Consider the following 18,637-nt stretch of genomic DNA (forward strand, 5'->3'; position numbering starts at 1 on the left):
GTCGCGGCCATGACGTTTTCGACGGAGGAGCGGGCCGCGATGAAGGCGCGCGCGGCCGAGCTCAAGCAGGAGCAGAGCGAGGCGGCCGTGCTAGCCAAGATCGCGGAGATGCCGCAGCCGGATCGGGGTATGGCCGAGCGGCTGCTGAGCATCGTGGCCGAGGCGGCGCCCGACCTGCGGCCGAAGCTGTACTACGGCCAGCCGGGCTGGGCCCGCAACGGCAAGGTGGTCGTCTTCTTCCGTAGCGGGCAGGGGGACAAGGCCCGCTACTCCACGCTGGGCTTCAGCCCGGAGGCGCGGCTCGACGACGGGGGCGGGCTCTGGCCCACGTCGTACGCACTGGAGCACCTGGACGATGCGGGCGCGGCGGTGATCGCTCAGCTAGTGAAGCGGGTTTAGGACCGCGTCGTCGAACCAGACCGCGCCGGTGTTGGCGCCGGACTTGAGGTGGACCTGGAGGCTGGCCGCGCCGGCCGGGGCGGTGCCGGTCACGGTCAGCTTGGTCCAGCCCGTAGTGCCCAAGGGGAGCGAAGCCGAGTTGGCGCCGCCGAGCCACTTGTCGGTGGCGTCGAACCAGCTCAGGGCGATCTGGTTGGCCCCGGTGGCGGCGGTGCCGCGGGCCCACACCTCGGCCTTCCACTTCTGGCCGGGGCCTACCGGGGCGATCGGGGCGACCCGCTGGGACGGCGAGCCGGCGGCGGTCTTGCCGGTACGGGTGAAGCGGATCGACGACTTGCCGGTGTGGGCCACCGTCGACGTCCGTACGGCCTGACCCAGCTCGGGCAGGTAGGGGCGCCACGGCGACTGCCCGGCGGCCGCCTCGAAGCTCGAGTCGACGATGCTTGCGGGCAGCGCCGTGCCCTTCCACGCGGAACGGACGACGGCCGCGGCCGGCTTGGCGGTGCCGTTGAGCCGGTAGAGGCCGTAGCTGTACTGGATCGGGGCCTGGGCGGTGGCCGAGCGCGGGATGGCGCCGGCCGCGAAGTCGTTGAGCGTCCACGGCGAGACCGACCGGACGCCGGCCGCGGAAGCCGCCCGGAAGACCCGGGCCAGGAACGCGGCCTGCTCGCCCTCGGTGTTGGACCGGGTGTTCAGGCCGGCCTCGCCGATCACGATCGGGGCCGGGCTGACCGCCGCCTGGGCCGTGCGGATGATCGACAGGGCACGCTCGGAGTTGCCGTAGAAGTGGAAGTCGTAGTAGTCGAGCGGGGTCGCGGCCAGCTGCTTCTTGATCTTCGCGAGGCCGGGGGCGCCGGTCGGGCCGTCGACCGAGAGGGTCAGCGGCATCGTCGGCACGGCGGCGCGTACGGCCGGGATCAGCCTCTTCGCCCAGGCGATGACCGCGGCGTTGTCGGGGTTGATCTCGTTCTTGAGCTCGACCGCGATCACCCGCTTGTCGTTGGCGTAGGGCTTGAGCAGCGCGGTCGCCCAGGCGGCGCTGCCCTTGGCGTCGGCGTAGGCGTCCCACCAGTCGAAGAGCGTGAGCCGCACGGTCATCCCGTGCTTGGCGGCCAGGCTGACGAAGGTGGCCAGCCGGGCCGCGTAGGCCGCCTTCGGCGTGGGGTAGCCGAAGACCTGCGGGAAGACGATGACCCGGACGTTGGTGGCGCCGAGGGCGGCGCCCCGGGCCAGATCGGCGTCGATCCTGGCCGGGTTCCAGTTCGTCCACATGGCCGTCCAGCCGTTCGCCGCCGGGTAGTAGTTCAGCGACTTCGCCGCCTTGACCGTGGCGAGCCGGGTGGCCCGGGTCGGCGCGGCAGCCGCCTTGGTGGAAGCGGCGGCGGGTACGGCCGGCGCGGCCAATCCGAGAAGCAGCGAACAGGTGACTACGGCCGCGCGGCGGAGGCTCACGGTGGTGGGTCCTTCACAGGGTCGTCAAGTGGGGGCGACCCTCCCTTTCGGCGGCGCGGGGCCCGGGTATCGCAGTCGGCTGAGAGCGATCCCGGTTCCCGTCGGTAGCAGGCCGGTTGTCTAGGCCCGGGCGCGCAGGCGCGCGTGCATGCCGTCGTACGCGGTGGCGCCGCGCAGGTACTGCTTGGGCAGTTTGGCCAGCATCGTGTAGTTCGGGTCGCAGACGTTGCCCACCGGGGCCTGGCCGGCCTGGCTGACCAGCTGATACGCGTCGAGCAGGTCCAGCCCGGTCAGACCGGCGGTCCAGGTCACCAGGTCGTGCTGGCTCATGCGGTACGCGTCCTCGAGCGGCCGGGCCGACCCGGCCGACATGAGCGCGTCGTCGGTCTCGAACCGCGGCGTCGGGGTCTCCACCCCCTTGATGAGGTCGAGGATCACCACCGTGTTCATGGCCGCTTCCACCCCCGTACCGCACACCTCGCCGTCACCCTGACGGCAGTGACCGTCTCCCAGGGCGAAGAGCGCGCCCGGCACGTTGACCCCGAAGTAGGCCGTGACCCCGGCCCGCAGCTCCGGCGTGTCCAGGTTCCCGCCGTGGGTGTCGGGCACGATGGTCATCCGGCTCTCGAACGCGGCCGGGGCCACCCCGGCCGTGCCGTGCATGGGGTCGAGCGGCATCGGGACGCTGTAGTCGCCCCGGCGTGCGTGATAGGTGACTGTGCCGGCCGCCACGTCGACGTCGTAGCGCCAGACCACCTCGTCCAGCGGCGGGTGCAGCATGGCCGTGGTGTGGGTGCCGGTCAGCGCCCCGAAGTGCGGGAACGTCGAGGAGACGGCCCAGTCGCGGGCCGGCGTGATCGACGCGAAGTGCACGGCCAGGGTGTCGCCGGGCTCGGCCCCCTCGACGAAGAGGGGTCCGGTGACCGGGTTGAGGTACGGGAACTCGCACACCACCGAGGGCAGGTCGTCCACGCTCCGCACGCGCCCGCCGAAGCAGTCCTCGGTGTAGAGCTCGACGGTGGTGCCGGGCGCGACACTGAGCACCGGCTCCCGGCCGCCGAAGGTGTAGGACAGCTCTTCCGGCTTGGGGTGATAGCTGACGGTCATGAATGATCTCCCGAAGACATCCCGGCCAGCGAGGGCCGCCGCCCGGACACGTAGAAGACGATAAGCACGATCACCCCGAGGCCGAGCCAGGCGAAGCCGAGCGTCTGGGCCGCGATGTCGGCGTTGATCACCACGTAGAGCAGGATCACGAAGCCGATCACCGGCACGGCCAGGTGCCGCCACCAGTCGCGGCTGCCGTTACGCACCACGTAGTGCACGACCACGGCCACGTGCAGGGCCAGGAACGCGGTCATCGCGCCGAAGTTGACCAGCGTCGAGAGCAGCGAGATGCCGTCGTCCCGGCTCGCCATGTAGAGACCCAGGGCCAGCGACACCGCGGCCACGAGCAGGGTGGCGTTGGCCGGCACCCGGTGCCGCTCGTTGATCTTGCTCAGGAAACGCGGCATCTGGCGGTCGCGCGCCATCGCGTACAGCAGGCGGCTGGTCGCGGCCTGGGCGACCAGGGAGTTGGCGAAGCCCCAGGCGATGGCCGTGGCCAGCGCGGTCAGGTCGGCCAGCCAGCCGCCGCCGGCCACCCGGGCCGCGTCGTAGAACGCCGTGCCCTCGGGGTCGCCGTCGGCCAGCAGCCCCGGCGCGTCCGGCACCAGCAGCGCCGCCACCCAGGTCTGCACGATGAACAGCGTCCCCGCCAGCAGGAGCGCCCCGACCATGGCCCGGCCGATCTGGCGGGCCTCCTCGCGGCTCTCCTCGGCCAGCATCGAGATGCCGTCGAAGCCGAGGAACGACAGCACGGCGATCGACACCGCGCCGAAGACCACCGACCAGGAGAACGTGTCCGCGTTGTAGAGCGGGCTCCACGAGAAGCCCGCCCCCTTGCCGTTGGCCAGGGCCACCACGCCGACGACCAGGAAGATCGCCAGAATGACGAGCTCGGCCAGCAGCATGATCCGGTTGACCCGGGCCGTCATCTTGATGCCGAGATAGTTGACCACCGTGTTGAGAACGACGAAGGCGACCAGCCAGAGCCAGACCGGCACGCCCGGCACCAGCGAGTGCATGGCCACGCCGGCCACGAGATAGAGCAGGCCCGGGACCAGTACGTAATCGAGCAGGATCACCCACCCGGCCAGGAACCCGACCGGCGGCGCGATGCCGCGCCCCGCGTAGCTGTAGACCGAGCCGGCCATCGGGAAGGCCTTGACCATCTGGGCGTACGACAGCGCGGTGAACATCATCGCGACCATGCCGACGACGTACGCCAGCGCGACCATCCCGCCCGAGCCGTTGTACACGCTGCCGAAGATGCCGAACGGGGCGATCGGCACCATGAAGATGAGCCCGTAGATCAGCAGGTCGGTGAAGCTCAGCGAGCGGCTCAGTTCCTGCCGGTAACCGAACTGCCCGAGGTCCTCGTGCGCCATGACCGCACGTTAATCGAGATTGATCGATCACGTAAGCGGTCAGGTCTTGCCGGCCGCTGCCGATGGCAACCACGTGCATCTTTTACGCGGGCATGGGGCCGTCGCGGTGCTGGCCGTGGCCGGCTTCCTCGCCGTGCCCGACGGCAGCCTGGCCCAGGTGATCTGGCAGGTCGCGGTCGGCTGGTACGCCGCCACGATGATCGTGGTGGGAGTGCGGCGCCACCGCCCGGGCCTGCCGGTGATGTGGTGGCTGTTCGCCGCCGGCGTGGCCGGCAACGCGAGCGGCATCCTGGTCGAGTACTTGGTCAGCCACGTCGAGGACGACCCGCCGTTCCCGTCGCCGGCCGACGCCGCGTACCTCTCGCTCTATCCGGCCGTGGCGATCGGGCTGCTGCTGCTCATCCGGCGGCGCACCGCCCAGCGGGACTGGTCGAGCCTGGTCGACGCGGCCACCCTGACCACCGGTTTCGGGCTGTTGGCGTGGATCTTCCTGATCAAACCGGTGGCCGCCGACCCGTCGATCGGGTTGCTCGGCCACATCGTCAGCGTCGGCTACCCGGTGGGCGACCTCGCTCTACTGGCCATGACAGCCAGGCTGATGCTGGGCGGCGGCGCCCGGAACATCTCGTTCCGGCTGCTGGGCGCCGCCCTGCTCTGCTTCCTCGGCGGCGACGGCGCCTGGGCCGTCATCAACCAGATGGTCTGGGAGCCCGGCACCCTGGTCCACAAGCTCCTGGCCGACGCGTTCCTGATCGGCTACCTGCTGTTCGCGGCGGCCGCGGTTCATCCCGCCACCCGTGCGCTCCCGGTCGTCGTCGCGCCGCGCTCGGTTCGGCCCAACCGCCGGCTGCTACTGATGCTGACCCTGGTCTCGCTCATCGCGCCGGCCCTGCTGATCGAGCAGGCAGCCCGGCACGAGATCACCGACGCCTTCGCCATAGGGTTCGGCTGCGTCGCGCTGTTCCTGCTGGTGGTGACCCGCATGTCGCAGCTGATCACCCAGCTCGACGTGCAGACCGAGAAGGTACGCGAACTGGCCGTCACCGACGAGCTGACCGGCCTGCCCAACCGGCGCGCCTGGAACACCGAGCTGCCCCGCACCATCGACCGGGTTCGGCGCACCGGCGACCCGCTGGCCGTGGCCATCATCGACATCGACCACTTCAAGCGCTTCAACGACGCGTACGGGCACCTGGCCGGCGACCGGGTCCTGAAGGAGTCGGCCGCGGCCTGGCAGGAACAGCTGCGCACGGCCGACCACCTGGCCCGCTTCGGTGGCGAGGAGTTCGTCGTCATGCTGCCCGACGCCACCGCCGAGCAGGCCCACGAGATCGTCGATCGCATGCGCCGGGCCACCCCGCTCGGGCAGACCTTCTCGGCCGGCGTCGCCGTCTGGGACGGCGCCGAGACCGCCGAATGTCTCACCGCCCGCGCCGACGCCGCCCTCTACGAGGCCAAGAAGGCCGGCCGCAACCGCATCCACCGGGCCGAACCACCGGCCGGGGTCAGCCCGCCGGGACGCTGACGGCCATGACGGCGGTGTCGTCCTCGAGGCCGGGCCCGAAGCCGTCGAGCAGCCCGACGACGGCGTCGACGACCGCGGAGGCGCCGGCCGGAGCGAGCGCCGCCGCGAACCGGGTCACCGCCTCCACCCCGAAACGCTCGTCGCCGCCGGTGCGGGCCTCGGAGAGACCGTCGGTGTAGAGCACGAGCGTGTCGCCCGGCCCGAGGGCCAGCCTGGTGTTGGTGTAGGCCGAGCCGGGGAAGACGCCGACCAGCCGGCCCCGGGTGGCATGACGTTCGACGCTTCCGTCGGCCCGCAGCAGCAGCGGCTCCGGATGCCCGCCGCTGGCGATCACCGCCGTCGCCCCGCCCGTCCCCGGCGTGAGGATGCCGAAGACGACGGTGCAGTAGCGGGCGTCGTCGCGGTACTCCTGGTAGAGCACCTGGTTGAGGTTGCGCAGGACGGCCGCCGGGTCCGGGTCGTAGACCGCGGCCGCCCGCAGCGTGTACCGGGCCAGGGCGGTCACCGCGGCGGCGCCGATGCCCTTGCCGCTGACGTCACCCAGGAAGAAGCCCCACCGGCCGTCGGACAGCGGGAACAGATCGTAGAAGTCGCCGCCGACCTGGTCGGCCGAGGCCATCCGGTAGTGGGCGGCGGTCTCCAGCCCCGGCGGCGTCCGCAGCACGGCCGGCAACAGGCTGCGCTGCAGATCGGACACCAGGTGGCGCAGCCGGTCGCTCTCCCGCTCGGCGGCCCGGCGGGCGGCCAGCAGCTCCCGCTCGTAGGCGCGGCGCTCCCGGCCGTCGAACAGGATCGTGCGGATCAGCCGCGGCGGCCCCGGCAGCGCCAGCGAGCTGACCAGGACGGGGAACGAACTGCCGTCCCGGGTCCGCAGATCGAGGGTGACGCCGCTGACCTCGCCCTGCAGGCCGAGCAGCGGGGACAGGTGGGTCTCGTAGTACAGCCGGGCGCCGATCGTCAGCAGGTCACCGAAGCGCCGGCGGCCGGCCACCTCGTCCCGGCGGTAGCCCAGCCAGCCCAGCAGGGTGTCGTTGACCTCGGTGATCGTGCCGTCGGGGGACGAGGACAGGGTGCCGCAGAGGGCGGTCTCGTCGAGCAATGCGGAAGACCTTGCCTGATCGGGTCGGGGTGATTTGTTGTCGCAGGACAAGAGTATCGCGGGCGCTCGGGCGGGGCCGGGCGGCTCGGGCTGAGTCCGCTTGGGTGGCTCGCGCTCGGCTTGGGCTCAGTCCGCGTGGGGCCGCTCGCGCTCGGCTCGGGCTCATTCCGCGTGGGGTGGCTCGCGCTCGGCTCGGGCTCAGTCCGTGCGGGGCGGCTCCAGCTCGGCGATCAGGCGGGCCAGGTCGCGGCGGCGGGAGGAGGCCGGCCAGACCGCCCATGTACGCCGGACGAGCGGTGAGCCGATCAGCGGGACCCAGTGGATCCCGGCCGGCAGCGGCACGGTCCAGTGCTCCGGCGCGAAGGCGAACGCCCGCCCGGCCGTGACGGCGGCGAACTTGACCTCGGCGATCAGCGACTGGCCCGGGGCCGCGGCCGGGCCGGGGTTCAGGCCGTGGCTGCGGAGCACGGCGACGATCTCGTCGTACCAGTCGGGGCTGTCGGCCCGCGGGAAGCCGACCCATTCCCGACCGGCCAGCGCGTCCAGGCGTACACCCGGGTCTGGGGTCGTGGCCAGCAGGACCCCGAGGCGTTCCTCGACCACGATGAGGGCGTCGAGCTCGGAGTCGGGCGGGCGGCTGCGGACCAGGCCCAGATCGAGCTCGCCGTCGCGCAGCGCGTCCAGCTGCGCGGCCGACGACAGGTGACGCACCACGACCCGGGTCCGCGGATGCTCGGCGGCCAGCGCCGCGACCGCCCGGGGCAGCAGCTCCGGCGGCATCTCGAGCGGCACCCCCACCCGCAGCAGCGAATCCCCGGCGGTGGCGAACCGCCCCACCGCTGCCAGCGCCTGATCGTGCCGCGCCAGCATCGCCCGCGCCTCCGCCGCCAGCACCGAACCGGCCTCGGTCAGCGCCACCCCGGTGCTGCTGCGCACGAGCAACTCCACCCCGACCTGCTGCTCCAGCGCCGCGACGATCTGCGAGACCGCCGGCTGGCTGATCCGCAGCCGCCGCGCCGCCCCGGACACACTGCCCTCGGCGGCCACCGCCGCGAACGCCCTCAGCTCGCGCAACTCCACCGGTCCATCGCACCACACCGCGCGCTTCCCCGGCCGATCCCCACCCCGCTCCAGCGTGGGCACCTCCTGATGGCCGGTGATAAGGAGGCCTTATCGCGGGCGGGATGGCCGGGGCCGGGGTGGCTGGTTGGGCCGGACATGATGACAACAGAACTTTCCGGCCGGGCGGCTCTCGTCACCGGTGGCACCAGCGGCATCGGACGGGCGACCGCGGCGGCGCTGGCCGCGCGAGGCGCGACGGTGGTGCTCTCCGGCCGCGACGCGGCGCGCGGTGAGGCGGCCGTGCGGCAGATCGAGCAGGACGGCGGGACCGCGTACTTCGTGGCGAGCGACCTGCGCGACGAGGCGTCGGCCCGGGCCCTGGCGGTGCGGGCGGCCGAGCTCGCCGGCCCGATCGACATCCTGGTCAACAGCGCCGGCGTCTTCCCGTTCGGCCCGACCGAGAAGACCACCGAGGAGCAGTTCGACGAGGTCTACACCCTGAACGTCAAGGCGCCGTACTTCCTGGTGGCCGAACTCGCCCCGGCCATGGCCGCCCGCGGCCGCGGGGCCGTCGTCAACGTGACCACAATGGTGGCCGAGTTCGGCGCGGCCGGGATGGGCCTCTACGGCTCCAGCAAGGCCGCCCTGGTCCTGCTGACCAAGTCCTGGGCCGCCGAGTACGGCCCGGCGGGCGTCCGCGTCAACGCCGTCTCACCCGGCCCCACCCGCACCGAGGGCACCGCCGCCATGGGCGAGTCTCTGGACCAGCTCGCCACCGCCGGCCCCGCCGGTCGCCCCGGCAGCCCGGAGGAGATCGCCGCCGCCATCGTCTTCCTCGCCACCGACGAGGCCTCCTTTGTGCACGGCGCCATCCTCCCCGCCGATGGAGGCCGCATCGCCGTCTGAGTTCTCGCCCGGCGGCCCAGCCCGCCGGGCCGCAGCACCCCGCCGGGCTGGGCCGCCGGGCCGCGGCACCCCGGCGGCTCAGCGACGGCCGCTCGCCTCGCGGAGGCGGAGTGGGGGTGGCAACTCGCCGAGTCATGGCTCGGAGGGCCGGCCGCTCGCTCCCCGTCCCGCGGCCTGGCTCGGCGGGTGGCGGTGGGGTCAGGTCTGGGCTCGGCGGTGGGTGAGCAGGGCGCCCACCGCGACCAGGGCGGCGGGGAGGCCGAGGCGCCAGCCGGCCAGGATCAGCAGGCTGCGGGGGTCGTTGGCGGTGACCACGTCGTCGGTCACGGCGACCAGGCCGGCCAGCAGGGCCAGGCCGGTGGCGAGCAGGATGCGCTCGTCGATGAAGGTCCAGGCGAGCAGGGCGAGCAGCAGGGCCGACTGGACCCAGGCGGGCAGGGTGTAGTCGACGGCCCAGACCACGGCCAGGGCGATGGGCAGTGGGTTGCGCACGGGCAGGGACGGGCCGGGGATCAGCAGCAGGACGGCGGCCAGGGTGTACGCGGCGATGGCGGTGACGCTGGTCAGGTCGGTGCCGCTGAGGAGCAGGGCGGACAGCGACAGGCCCAGCGCCGGGAGGCGGGCGCCCAGCATGACGGCGGTGGCGGCCAGGCCGGCGCAGATCCAGGTGGCGATCATGAGGTCGTTGAGCAGGACGATGCCGTACCGCAGGTCGAGGACGGGTGCGGTGGCGCCGGCCACCAGCAGTATGAGGGCAGCTGCGCGGGTCGCGTAGAGCCAGCGCAGGCGGGGCGGGTGGCTGCCGCCGGTGCGGGCCCGCAGCGCGCCGAGCAGCAGGGCCGGGGCCTCGTAGGGCCAGGGCCGGGCGTTCTCCTCCAGGACCCCGAGCATCTCGTCGCGGGGCTGGTCGGCGGGGTAGAGGCGGACCAGCACCTCGTACGGGCTCATGCCGGCCTCACCCGCAGCACGACCTGGGCCGCCTCGGCCATGCGGGCCGCCTCGGCCCGCAGCGCCTGGCGGCCGCCGGGAGTGAGGGCGTAATGCCGCCGGGCCCGGCCGTTGACCACCTCGTCGCGCTCGACCTCGATCAGCTCCTCCCGGACGAGCCGGTCGAGCGCCTGGTAGAGCGTCCCGGTGGCCAGCATGACGCGCTGATGCGACAGCTCGGCGACCCGCGTGATGATCGCGTAGCCGTGCCGGGGCTCGTCCTGGAGCGCGGCCAGGATGAAGTACGTCGGCTCCCTCATGCCGCCACCATATGTTGTTGAATTACATATGTAAACGGCTCATGTACCGCTCGATCCGTCCCTCCTCGACCGCTCTGATCCACAGCTCCGCGACCCGCGGATCCGCTTGCCGCCGCACCCCGGCCCGTAACTGCTGTTTGGTCACCCGGAACGTGTCGGGCGCGATCCCGGCCATCGCCCGCGCCCGAGCAACAGCGACATCCGGCAGCCCGGCCGCGCCCTCCGGCCCGATCGCGCCTCCCGGCGGCCCGCCTCCCGTCTTCGGTCGAGCTCGGCGAAGGCCGCCGTGATCTCGTGCAGCAGGTCTAGATCGAGGGCGTTGACCTTGCCTTTGTCCAGGCTGACGACCGCGACACCGTCCCGGTCGTCGACGACGGGGCCCGCGTTCATACGCCCCATCGTCGACGGCTGGGTCAAACGGCGTTGTCCACGGTGGTCGGCCTGGCGACGTCCGGAGCGGTGTCGTGAGAAGGCGCGGGGTGGCTGCGTTCCAGGGCGGCCCCCTCGACATCCACATTGGGCAGGATGCGGTCGAGCCAGCGGGGGATCCACCACGCCGACCGGCCGAGGAGATGCATGAGGGCCGGGATGACCAGCATCCGTACGACGAACGCGTCGGCCAGGACGCCGAAGGCCAGGCCGAAACCGAGGGACCGGATCATCGCCGTGTGGGAGAAGATGAAGCCGCCGAAGACGGAGATCATGATGATGGCGGCGGCGGTCACGACCGTACGGCCGGCATGGACGCCCTGGCGCACGGCGAGGCGGGCCGGTGCCCCGTGGGCGTACGCCTCCCGCATGCCCGATACCAGGAACAGCTGATAGTCCATGGCCAGCCCGAACAGGATGCCGATCAGGATGGTCGGCAGGAAGCTCAGGATCGGCCCCGGGTCGTGCACGCCGAAGACCGAGCCGAGCCAGCCCCACTGGAAGATCGCGGTGATGGCGCCGAACGTGGCGAACAGCGACAGGACGAAGCCGAGGGTCGCGGTCAGCGGCACCAGCAGCGAGCGGAAGACGAAGATCAGGATGATCAGCGAGAGGCCGAGGACGACGCCCAGGTAGAGCGGCAGCACGTCGGAGAGCTGCTCCGAGATGTCGATGTTGCCGCTGGCGCTGCCGGCCACGCCGAGGGTGACGTCGCCGTCGAGCGGGGAGAGGCCGCGCAGGTCGCGGACGAGTTGTTCGGTCGACTCGCTGGACGGGCCGCCGGCCGGGATGACCTGGAAGGCGAGCAGGGCGCCGTCCTTGGACTGGCCGATCGGGGCGACCGCGGTGACATCGTTCGCGCCCTGCAGGGCGGTGCCGACCCGGACCTGCTCGGCCAGCACGGCGTCGCCGGTCACCGCCTTGGGCAGTTCGGCCACGACGAGCAGCGGCCCGTTGACGCCGGCGCCGAACTTCTCCTCGGTCAGCTTGTACGCCTGGTACTGCGACGAGTCCTCGGCCTCGGACGAGCCGTCGGGCAGGCCGAGCCGGATGGACAGGGCCGGGAGGGCGATGACGATGAGGGCGGCCAGTCCGGCCAGGGCCGTGAGGACGGCACGACCGGTACGCATGGGTTGGGCCGGTGTGGTGGTGGTGGACTGTCCGATGCGGGCGCGGGCCTTACGGCCGAGCACCCGCGGGCCGAGCAGGGAGAGCAGGGCCGGGGTGAGCGTGACGGCCACGATGACGGCGACGGCGACGCAGATGGCGCCGACCGTGCCCATCATGCCGAGAAAACCGATGCCGGTGACGTTGAGGGCGAGCAGCGCGACGAGGACGGTGGCCCCGGCGAAGACGACCGCGTTGCCGGAGGTGCCGTTGGCCAGCCCGATCGACTCGTGCTGGTCCACACCGGCCAGCAGCTGACGGCGGTGCCGGTTGAGGATGAACAGGCTGTAGTCGATGCCGACGGCCAGGCCGAGCATCACGCCCAGCACCGGGGTGATCGAGAGCATGTCGACCGTGCCGGAGAGGGCGAGCGACGCCGTGACCCCGACCCCGACGCCGACGAGCGCGCCGACCAGGGGCAGCGCGGCCGCCAGCAGCGAGCCGAGCATGACGAGCAGGACGATCGCGGCGACCACGACGCCGATGACCTCACCGACGCCCAGCACCTGCGGCACGCCCTGGGTGATGTCGTTGGAGAAAGCGGCCTCGACCCCGGCCGGCAGCCCGGCCGAGACGTGGTCGACCACGCCGTCCTTGGTCTCCTGGGTGACCTCCATCCGCGGCTTGTCGAAGACGACGGGCGCGGTGGCGGCGCTGTCGTCCTCCGAGACGAGCCGGACCTTCGACGACAGGGCTAGCAGCTTCTGCGAGAGCTCCAGTTTGGCCTTCTGCGCGTCGATCTGAGGGCTCGAGGGCGCCTGCGCGATCTGGGCCAGGCCGCCCTCGATCTGCGCGGCCTGCTGGGTGACCTGCTGCTGGGTGGCGAACGGGTCGTTGGTGGACGCCACGCCGTCGAGCTCACCGGTGCTCTTGAGCAGCGCGGCGATCCCGCTCTTCTGCTCGTCGGTGAACGCCGACCCGTTCGCGGTGTGGAACACGATCGTGCCCGAGCCGCCGCTGGCGCTGGGGAACCGCTGCGCGAGCTGCTGGGTGACCTCGTCGGTCTTCGTGCCGGGGATGGTGACCTGCGACGACAGGGTGCCGCCGAGGGTGAGGTACGCGGTGACGGACAACCCCAGGATCACCAGCCAGGCGATCAGGACGGTCCAGGCCCGCCGGGCGCTGAAACGCCCGAGACGGTAGAGCAACTCGGCCACGGGGGAGCCTTTCAGGAGGGATAACCGGTACGGATGCTGTCGATGAGCCGCTCGAGCAGATGGAGCCACAGCCACCGCGAGTCCTTGTCCACCACGGCGCCGGTCTCGGCGATCCAGTGGTGCGCGATGACTTCCGTGCCGTGCATCAGCGAGCTGACCAGGATCTCGGCCTCCAGCGCGTCCAGATCCGCGTGCCGGTCGGCCAGCAGGCGTGCGAGGTCGCTCGTGGTCCGCGCGAAGGTCGCCTGGAAGATCTGCTGAGGGCGCGGATCGCCGGCGCCGAAGCCGCCGAGGGCCTGATAGAGAAAGGCGATCAGGCTCGGTACGTCCGTCTCGCGCAGCGCCCCGGCCACGGTCTCGAAGGTCGACACGGCGGGGGCCGTGCTGATCTGCTCGAGGACGTTCTCGATGACGACCCCCAGCACCTCGGTGCAGACGGTCGTCACGACGTCGTCGATCGAGGCGAAGTGGTTGAAGATCGTGCGCCGCGAGACGTCGGCCCGCTCGGCCAGCAGGTCGACGCTGAGCCGGCTCGGCCCGCCCTCGGAGATCAGCTCCCGGGCCGCGTCGAGGATCGCCCGCCGGTGCCGCGCCTTGAGCGCCGCCCGCCGATCCGGCGGCTGGGCGTTGATCATCACAGTGGTTACCCTAAGTGCATCGTTGCACTCGGTGCAAACTGATCTCCGTAAGCTGGGATCATGAGCCGGGCTGCGGATGTCAACACCCTCGTGGAGTTCTGCGCACTCCGCGACGCACAAACGCTCACTGCCGGCATGGCCGACGTGGCGATCCTCTTCGGCGGCAGCATCCAGGCCGGCGCGGACGTCTTCGCCGGGGCCATGCGCGCGGGCGCCGCCGAGCGCTACATGATCGTCGGCGGCCAGGGCCACACGACGGGCGCGCTCCGGGAGACCCTCGGGGTGAGCTCGGGGACGGAGGCCGCGCTCTTCGACCGCTACCTGCGGGAGAGGTACGGATTGACAGCCGACCTGCTGGAGGAGGAGTCGACCAACTGCGGCAACAACGTGACGTACGCGCTGCGGTTGTTGCACGCCCACGGCGTACAGCCGAAGCAGTTGATTCTGATCCAGGACGCGACGATGCAGCGCCGGATGGACGCGGGTTTCCGCAAGCACGCGCCCTCGACGCGGCTCATCAACTACGCGGCCCACCGGACCACCGTGACCGAGGTCGACGGCCGGCTGTCGTTGGTGGACCCGCCCGCCGGGATGTGGACCGTCGAACGCTATGTCGAACTGCTGATGGGTGAAGTGCCCCGCCTGACCGACTACGGCCCGGCGGGGCGTGACTTCATCGCCCACGTCGAGGTGCCGGTCCCGGTGCGCAGCGCCTTCGAGCGGCTGCGCTCCAGCTTCGCCGTGCGGCGGGCGGATCCGCGGTGGGCCGGCTGACCTACGGGATGAGCAGCACGCGGCCGAAGGCGGCGCGGCTCTCGATGTAGCGGTGCGCCTCGGCCGCCTCGGCCAGCGGGAACTCCTTGTCGATCACGACCTTGAGCTCGCCCGACGCGACGCGGCCGATCAGCTTCTCGATCAGGGCGCGGGTGCGCTCGGGGTTGTGCGACATCTCGGCGCCGAAGTAGACGCCGTTCAAGGACGCGCTCTTGCCCATCAGGGGGCCCAACTGCGGGGAGTACGACTCCCGCGATGCTTGGCCGACCCAGCTGATGCGGCCGCGGTAGGCCAGGGCGTTGATGCTGCCCTCGAGGGTGCGGCCGCCGACCGGGTCCAGGACGAGGTCGACGCCGCGGCCGTCGGTGAGCTCGCGGACCCGCTCGACCACGTCGTCGTTCTTGTAGTTGATGGCGTGGTCGAGGCCGTAATCGGCCAGCCGCGCAAGCTTCTCGTCACTGGAGGCGGTGCCGATGACCGTGGCCCCGGCCGCCTTGGCCAGCTGCACGGCGGCCAGACCGACGCCGCCCGCCGCGGCCTGGATCAGGACCGTCTCACCGGCCTTCAGGTGGCCGAACTCGAACAGGCAGTCGTCGGCCGTGCCGAACTCGACCGGGATGCCGGCCGCGACCCGCGGGTCCATGTCGTCCGGCACCACGTAGACGTTGTGCAGCGGCACTGCGGCCAGTTCGGCGTGCGAGCCGGCCATCATGAACGCGACCGCGCGCTGCCCCTCGCGTACGGCCGTGACGCCCTCGCCCACCGCCGCAATCGTTCCCGCCGCCTGGTAGCCGACGATGTGCGGCGCTGACTCGAACGGGGTGAGCTGCCGGTGCAGCGTGTCACCGCCCTGCACGCCGACGGCCTCGATCCGCAGCAGCACCTCGCCCGCCTTCGGCGCCGGGTCCGGCACCTCCTCGTAACGCAGGACCTCGGGTCCGCCGTTCTCGTAGTAGACGGCCGCTTTCATGCGAGCTCCTTCAAGGTCGGGTAGTCGGTGTAGCCGGTCGCGCCGCCCACGTAGAACGTCGCGGGGTCAGGGGTGTTCTCGTGCGTGTCCCGCCGCCAGCGTTCGGCCAGATCCGGGTTGGCGATGGCCGCGCGCCCCACGGCCACCGCGTCACCGACGCCGTCGGCCAGCAGCTGGGCCGCTTCCTCACGGGTCGTGGTCTTCCCGAAGCCGGTGTTGACAATCGCCGGCACCCCGAGCGCGTGCCGCAGCTTCTGCACCAGCTCGCCCCCCGGCTCGGCGTGCAGCAGGTCGGCGAAGGCCAGGTGGCCGTTCAGGCCTTCGGCCAGGGAGAGGTACGTGGTCAGGACGTCGGCCGGGTCGGTCTCGAGCGCACCCTGGATGTTGTGCTCGGGCGAGAGCCGGACACCGGTGCGATCGGCGCCGATGGCCGCGGCCACCGCGGTCACGACCTCGATCGCGAACCGGGGCCGGTCGCTGTACTCATCCGTGCGGAGGTTGGAAGCGGGGGAGAGGAACTGGTGAACGAGGTAGCCGTTGGCCCCGTGAACCTCGACACCGTCCATGCCGGCCGCGACCGCGTTACGCGCCGCGGCCGCGAACCCCTCGACCACCGAAGCGATCTCCGACCGGGTCAGCTCGTGCGGCACCGGCAGATCGGCCTTGCCGTTGTGGATGCGGATCTCCCCGGGCGCGGCGATGGCGCTCGGCGCGACCGTACGCCCGGTCCCGCCGACCTCCGGGTGCGAGATCCGGCCGCCGTGCATGATCTGCATGATGATCTTCCCGCCGGCCTCGTGCACGGCGTCGGTCACCCGGCGCCAGCCCGCAACCTGCTCGGCCGTCTCGATGCCGGGCTGGCCGATCCAGGTGCGGCCCTCCCGCACCGGCCAGGTGCCCTCGGTGACGATCAGCCCCATCGAGGCCCGCTGCCGGTAGTACTCGACCAGCAGATCACCCGGCACCCCGTCATCGGCCCCGGCCCGGATGCGGGTCAGCGGCGCCATCACCAGGCGGTTACGCAGACTGATGGAGCCGAGCTCCAAAGGCGTGAAAAGCATGTTTACCCATTTCAACTGATATTTTCCCCAGCCGGACCAAGGCGGGGGTGGACGGGGGTCTGGCTGGACCGGTGGTCTGACCGGGCGGGGCCTGGCGGGACGGAGCGGCTCGGCCGGGCCGGCGGGCTGGCGGTCTGTCACATGGCCTTCTGATATCCGCAGGCTTCGCGGAAGATTTCGAGCAGGTCGGCGTCCTCGCCGTCGTGCCGGCGGCGCGCCCACTCGTCGAGCGCTGCCCGCAGCGCCACGCTGACCGTCTCGATCACCACGCGGGCCCGCAGCGGGCCGCCCTCGATCAGCCGCTGGTTGGCGTGGCAGGCCTCGGCGTCGAAAGCCAGCGCGGCCCGCCGGAGATTCTCGTCCTGGGCCAGCAGGCGCCGCACCCGCAAGAGCCGCTCGACCGCGCCGGGGCGTGTGCGCAGGCCGGCCAGCGCCGCGGCGACCGCTTCGAAGACATCCTTGCCTTCGGCCAGTTGCCCGCTGAACGCTTCCTGGAACGTCCGGTTGACCCCGAGCGCCGCGTCTTCCTTGGTCGGGAAGTACCGGAAGAACGTCCGCTGCGACACCCCGGCCGCCGCCGCGATCTCCTCGACGGTCGTCCGCTCCGACCCGCGCTCATCGAAGAGATCGAGGGCCACCGCCTCGATCTCGGCCACGGTGGCGAGTCGCCGCCGCTCCCTGAGGTCAACTGTGCCGGTCACCCGCACAAAGCTACCACCTGCCAACCTGGCAGTGACCAGCACTTGATCAAGGACACACCGGGCCCGGCCTAGACGAAGGCCGACACACCCTCGTAGGAGCCCACCTGAGCGGCCCCGGCATTCTCGTATTCGAGCAGCAGCAAGCCGGTCGTCGTCGCCTCGTGCCGAATGAGCCGCAGCCCGACCGGCCCGCTTAGGAGATCGGGTTGGCGGGGGCCGGCGGCCGGCGTGGTAGGTGCGCTCGGGTGGTCGAGCAGGCGGCGGCCTGTGCCCAGCACGGTCGGGGCCACGGCCAGCCGGACGGTGTCGATCAGGCCGGCCTGCAGCAAGGTGGCGCCGAGGCGGGCGCTGCCGTGGATCTGGAGCTCGCGGCCGGGGCGGGTCTTCAGGTCGGCCACGGCCTCCAGGGACAGCACGGTGGTCGGATTCCAGCTGCCGGAGGTGAGCGTGCTGGTCACGACGTATTTGGGTAGGGCGTTCATCCGTACGGTAAAAGGGTCGTCGCCTTTGATCTGGGGCCAGTCGCGGGCGAAGGCCTCGTAGGTGCGGCGGCCCAGCAGCAGGCCGTCGGCGTGGCCGAGCCACTCCGAGGTGCGCTGCACGAACTGCTTGTCCAGGTAGGGCACGAGCCAGCCGCCCCGGGTGAAGCCGTCGCTGGGGTCCTCGTCGGGGGCGCCCGGGCCCTGGCTGACGCCGTCGAGCGTGACGAACGAGGTCAGGACGAGTCTCATAGCGCGGCCGCCTCCAGTTGGGTGGTCACCGTGCCCCAGCCGTCGAGGAAGCCGAGCTCCTCGTGCCGTCGGCGGGCGGCCGGGTCGCCGTGCCGGACCAGGATGCGGTAGTCCGTGCCGTCCGGGTGGTCGGCGAAGGTGATCTCGGCGGTCATGGCGACCGGGGCCGGGACGGCGGGCCGCCAGGCGCTGTCGACGGCGTTGGTGAAGACGATCCGGGACAGCTCCTCGACGACCAGGAAGAGGGCGTCCATGTGCGGGACGAACGTCGTGCCGTCCTCGCTCATGTGCGTCAGCAGGGCGCCGCCCGCCCGCGGCTCGAGACTGTCGACGCGGCAGACCGTCGGCGCTGGGATCCACCACTTCTCGAAACGGGCGGGGTCGGTCCAGGCCTTCCACACCGCGGTGCGCGGGGCGCGGATGACGCGGTGCAGGCTCAGATCAAGCTCGGGATTCACGACGGCTCCTCAACGAAACTCGCGAGACGGTCGGTGCGCTGCTCCCAGACGTCGCGCTGCTCGGCGAGCCAGTCCTCGACGACGGCGAGGCGCTCGCGGTCGAGCACGCAGGTGCGGACCCGCCCGGCCTTGGTGGTGCGGATCAGGCCGGCCGACTCCAGGGTGCGCACGTGCTTCATGAAGGACGGCAAGGTCATGGGGTACGCGCCGGCGAGCTCGCCGACCGTCGCCGGGCCCTCGCCGAGCCGGCGGATGACGCCGCGCCGGGTCGGGTCGGCCAGCGCGACGAAGACGTCGTCCAGCACGGCCGAATACTTTGCCATGAGGCTAAGTATTGAGGGCCGGACGGGCCGGCGCAAGGTGCTCGCGAGA

The 18,637-nt window shown here is 71.8% G+C and carries 20 protein-coding genes; 4 read left to right on the top strand and 16 right to left on the bottom strand.

Annotated elements, in window-relative coordinates; genetic code table 11:
* The first annotated feature begins 9 nt into the window (after nt 1-9).
* Nucleotides 10-399: a DUF1801 domain-containing protein gene (locus AB0J66_RS19160; protein ID WP_364662012.1), complete on the top strand. Its 390-nt coding sequence runs from the start codon at nt 10-12 to the stop codon at nt 397-399.
* Here the strand turns inward: AB0J66_RS19160 and AB0J66_RS19165 are convergent.
* The 3 genes from AB0J66_RS19165 to AB0J66_RS19175 all read right to left on the bottom strand — a co-directional run bounded on the left by AB0J66_RS19165 (nt 382) and on the right by AB0J66_RS19175 (nt 4,340).
* Complete coding sequence (locus AB0J66_RS19165; RefSeq protein ID WP_364662014.1) at nt 382-1,851, bottom strand: glycosyl hydrolase; 1,470 nt, start codon at nt 1,849-1,851, stop codon at nt 382-384. The two genes, AB0J66_RS19160 and AB0J66_RS19165, sit on opposite strands and share 18 nt — an antisense overlap.
* Nucleotides 1,852-1,971: 120 nt before the next feature.
* Entirely contained in the window at nt 1,972-2,958 is a 987-nt protein-coding gene (locus AB0J66_RS19170) for an acetamidase/formamidase family protein (RefSeq protein ID WP_364662017.1), read from the bottom strand.
* Nucleotides 2,955-4,340: an APC family permease gene (locus tag AB0J66_RS19175; protein WP_364662019.1), complete on the bottom strand. Its 1,386-nt coding sequence runs from the start codon at nt 4,338-4,340 to the stop codon at nt 2,955-2,957. The genes AB0J66_RS19170 and AB0J66_RS19175 overlap by 4 nt, the downstream gene beginning before the upstream one ends.
* Before the next feature lie 73 nt (nt 4,341-4,413).
* On the opposite strand from AB0J66_RS19175, the gene AB0J66_RS19180 reads away from it, so the two are divergent.
* Complete coding sequence (locus AB0J66_RS19180; RefSeq protein WP_364662021.1) at nt 4,414-5,865, top strand: GGDEF domain-containing protein; 1,452 nt, start codon at nt 4,414-4,416, stop codon at nt 5,863-5,865.
* Here AB0J66_RS19180 and AB0J66_RS19185 read toward each other — a convergent pair.
* A complete protein-coding gene (locus AB0J66_RS19185) occupies nt 5,846-6,964 on the bottom strand; it encodes a SpoIIE family protein phosphatase (protein ID WP_364662024.1) in 1,119 nt (372 codons plus the stop codon). The two genes, AB0J66_RS19180 and AB0J66_RS19185, sit on opposite strands and share 20 nt — an antisense overlap.
* A 198-nt stretch (nt 6,965-7,162) precedes the next feature.
* On the bottom strand, nt 7,163-8,044 hold the full coding sequence (locus AB0J66_RS19190) for a LysR family transcriptional regulator (protein ID WP_364662027.1): 882 nt from the start codon (nt 8,042-8,044) through the stop codon (nt 7,163-7,165).
* Nucleotides 8,045-8,185: 141 nt separating this feature from the next.
* On the opposite strand from AB0J66_RS19190, the gene AB0J66_RS19195 reads away from it, so the two are divergent.
* A complete protein-coding gene (locus AB0J66_RS19195) occupies nt 8,186-8,932 on the top strand; it encodes an SDR family oxidoreductase (RefSeq protein WP_364662029.1) in 747 nt (248 codons plus the stop codon).
* A 198-nt stretch (nt 8,933-9,130) separates the two neighbouring features.
* Here the strand turns inward: AB0J66_RS19195 and AB0J66_RS19200 are convergent, their stop codons facing one another.
* From AB0J66_RS19200 to AB0J66_RS19220, 5 genes are all read right to left on the bottom strand, one after another.
* A complete protein-coding gene (locus AB0J66_RS19200) occupies nt 9,131-9,880 on the bottom strand; it encodes a hypothetical protein (RefSeq protein WP_364662032.1) in 750 nt (249 codons plus the stop codon).
* On the bottom strand, nt 9,877-10,179 hold the full coding sequence (locus AB0J66_RS19205; protein ID WP_364662035.1) for a PadR family transcriptional regulator: 303 nt from the start codon (nt 10,177-10,179) through the stop codon (nt 9,877-9,879). The genes AB0J66_RS19200 and AB0J66_RS19205 overlap by 4 nt, the downstream gene beginning before the upstream one ends.
* A 141-nt stretch (nt 10,180-10,320) precedes the next feature.
* Nucleotides 10,321-10,569 carry a hypothetical protein gene (locus AB0J66_RS19210; protein ID WP_364662038.1) on the bottom strand — a complete coding sequence of 83 codons (249 nt, stop codon included), beginning with the start codon at nt 10,567-10,569 and terminating at the stop codon, nt 10,321-10,323.
* Between the two features lie 23 nt (nt 10,570-10,592).
* Nucleotides 10,593-12,932, bottom strand: coding sequence for an MMPL family transporter (locus AB0J66_RS19215; RefSeq protein ID WP_364662041.1), 2,340 nt, complete (start codon nt 12,930-12,932; stop codon nt 10,593-10,595).
* Between the two features lie 11 nt (nt 12,933-12,943).
* Nucleotides 12,944-13,567, bottom strand: coding sequence for a TetR/AcrR family transcriptional regulator (locus tag AB0J66_RS19220; protein ID WP_364662186.1), 624 nt, complete (start codon nt 13,565-13,567; stop codon nt 12,944-12,946).
* Nucleotides 13,568-13,630: 63 nt separating this feature from the next.
* On the opposite strand from AB0J66_RS19220, the gene AB0J66_RS19225 reads away from it, so the two are divergent.
* Nucleotides 13,631-14,344 carry a YdcF family protein gene (locus tag AB0J66_RS19225; RefSeq protein WP_364662044.1) on the top strand — a complete coding sequence of 238 codons (714 nt, stop codon included), beginning with the start codon at nt 13,631-13,633 and terminating at the stop codon, nt 14,342-14,344.
* A gap of 1 nt (nt 14,345) precedes the next feature.
* On the opposite strand, the gene AB0J66_RS19230 is transcribed toward AB0J66_RS19225, so the two are convergent.
* The 6 genes from AB0J66_RS19230 to AB0J66_RS19255 form a co-directional block, all read right to left on the bottom strand.
* Nucleotides 14,346-15,314 carry a zinc-binding dehydrogenase gene (locus tag AB0J66_RS19230; protein WP_364662047.1) on the bottom strand — a complete coding sequence of 323 codons (969 nt, stop codon included), beginning with the start codon at nt 15,312-15,314 and terminating at the stop codon, nt 14,346-14,348.
* Complete coding sequence (locus AB0J66_RS19235) at nt 15,311-16,375, bottom strand: alkene reductase (RefSeq protein WP_364662050.1); 1,065 nt, start codon at nt 16,373-16,375, stop codon at nt 15,311-15,313. The genes AB0J66_RS19230 and AB0J66_RS19235 overlap by 4 nt, the downstream gene beginning before the upstream one ends.
* 137 nt (nt 16,376-16,512) lie before the next feature.
* Complete coding sequence (locus AB0J66_RS19240; RefSeq protein WP_364662052.1) at nt 16,513-17,076, bottom strand: TetR family transcriptional regulator; 564 nt, start codon at nt 17,074-17,076, stop codon at nt 16,513-16,515.
* Between the two features lie 68 nt (nt 17,077-17,144).
* Nucleotides 17,145-17,807: a dihydrofolate reductase family protein gene (locus AB0J66_RS19245; RefSeq protein ID WP_364662055.1), complete on the bottom strand. Its 663-nt coding sequence runs from the start codon at nt 17,805-17,807 to the stop codon at nt 17,145-17,147.
* Entirely contained in the window at nt 17,804-18,265 is a 462-nt protein-coding gene (locus AB0J66_RS19250) for an SRPBCC domain-containing protein (RefSeq protein ID WP_364662056.1), read from the bottom strand. The genes AB0J66_RS19245 and AB0J66_RS19250 overlap by 4 nt, the downstream gene beginning before the upstream one ends.
* Nucleotides 18,262-18,588: a metalloregulator ArsR/SmtB family transcription factor gene (locus AB0J66_RS19255; RefSeq protein WP_364662059.1), complete on the bottom strand. Its 327-nt coding sequence runs from the start codon at nt 18,586-18,588 to the stop codon at nt 18,262-18,264. The genes AB0J66_RS19250 and AB0J66_RS19255 overlap by 4 nt, the downstream gene beginning before the upstream one ends.
* Between the last annotated feature and the right edge of the window lie 49 nt (nt 18,589-18,637).

This window comes from Actinoplanes sp. NPDC049598 (genome assembly GCF_040675435.1).
GTDB lineage: Bacteria > Actinomycetota > Actinomycetes > Mycobacteriales > Micromonosporaceae > Actinoplanes.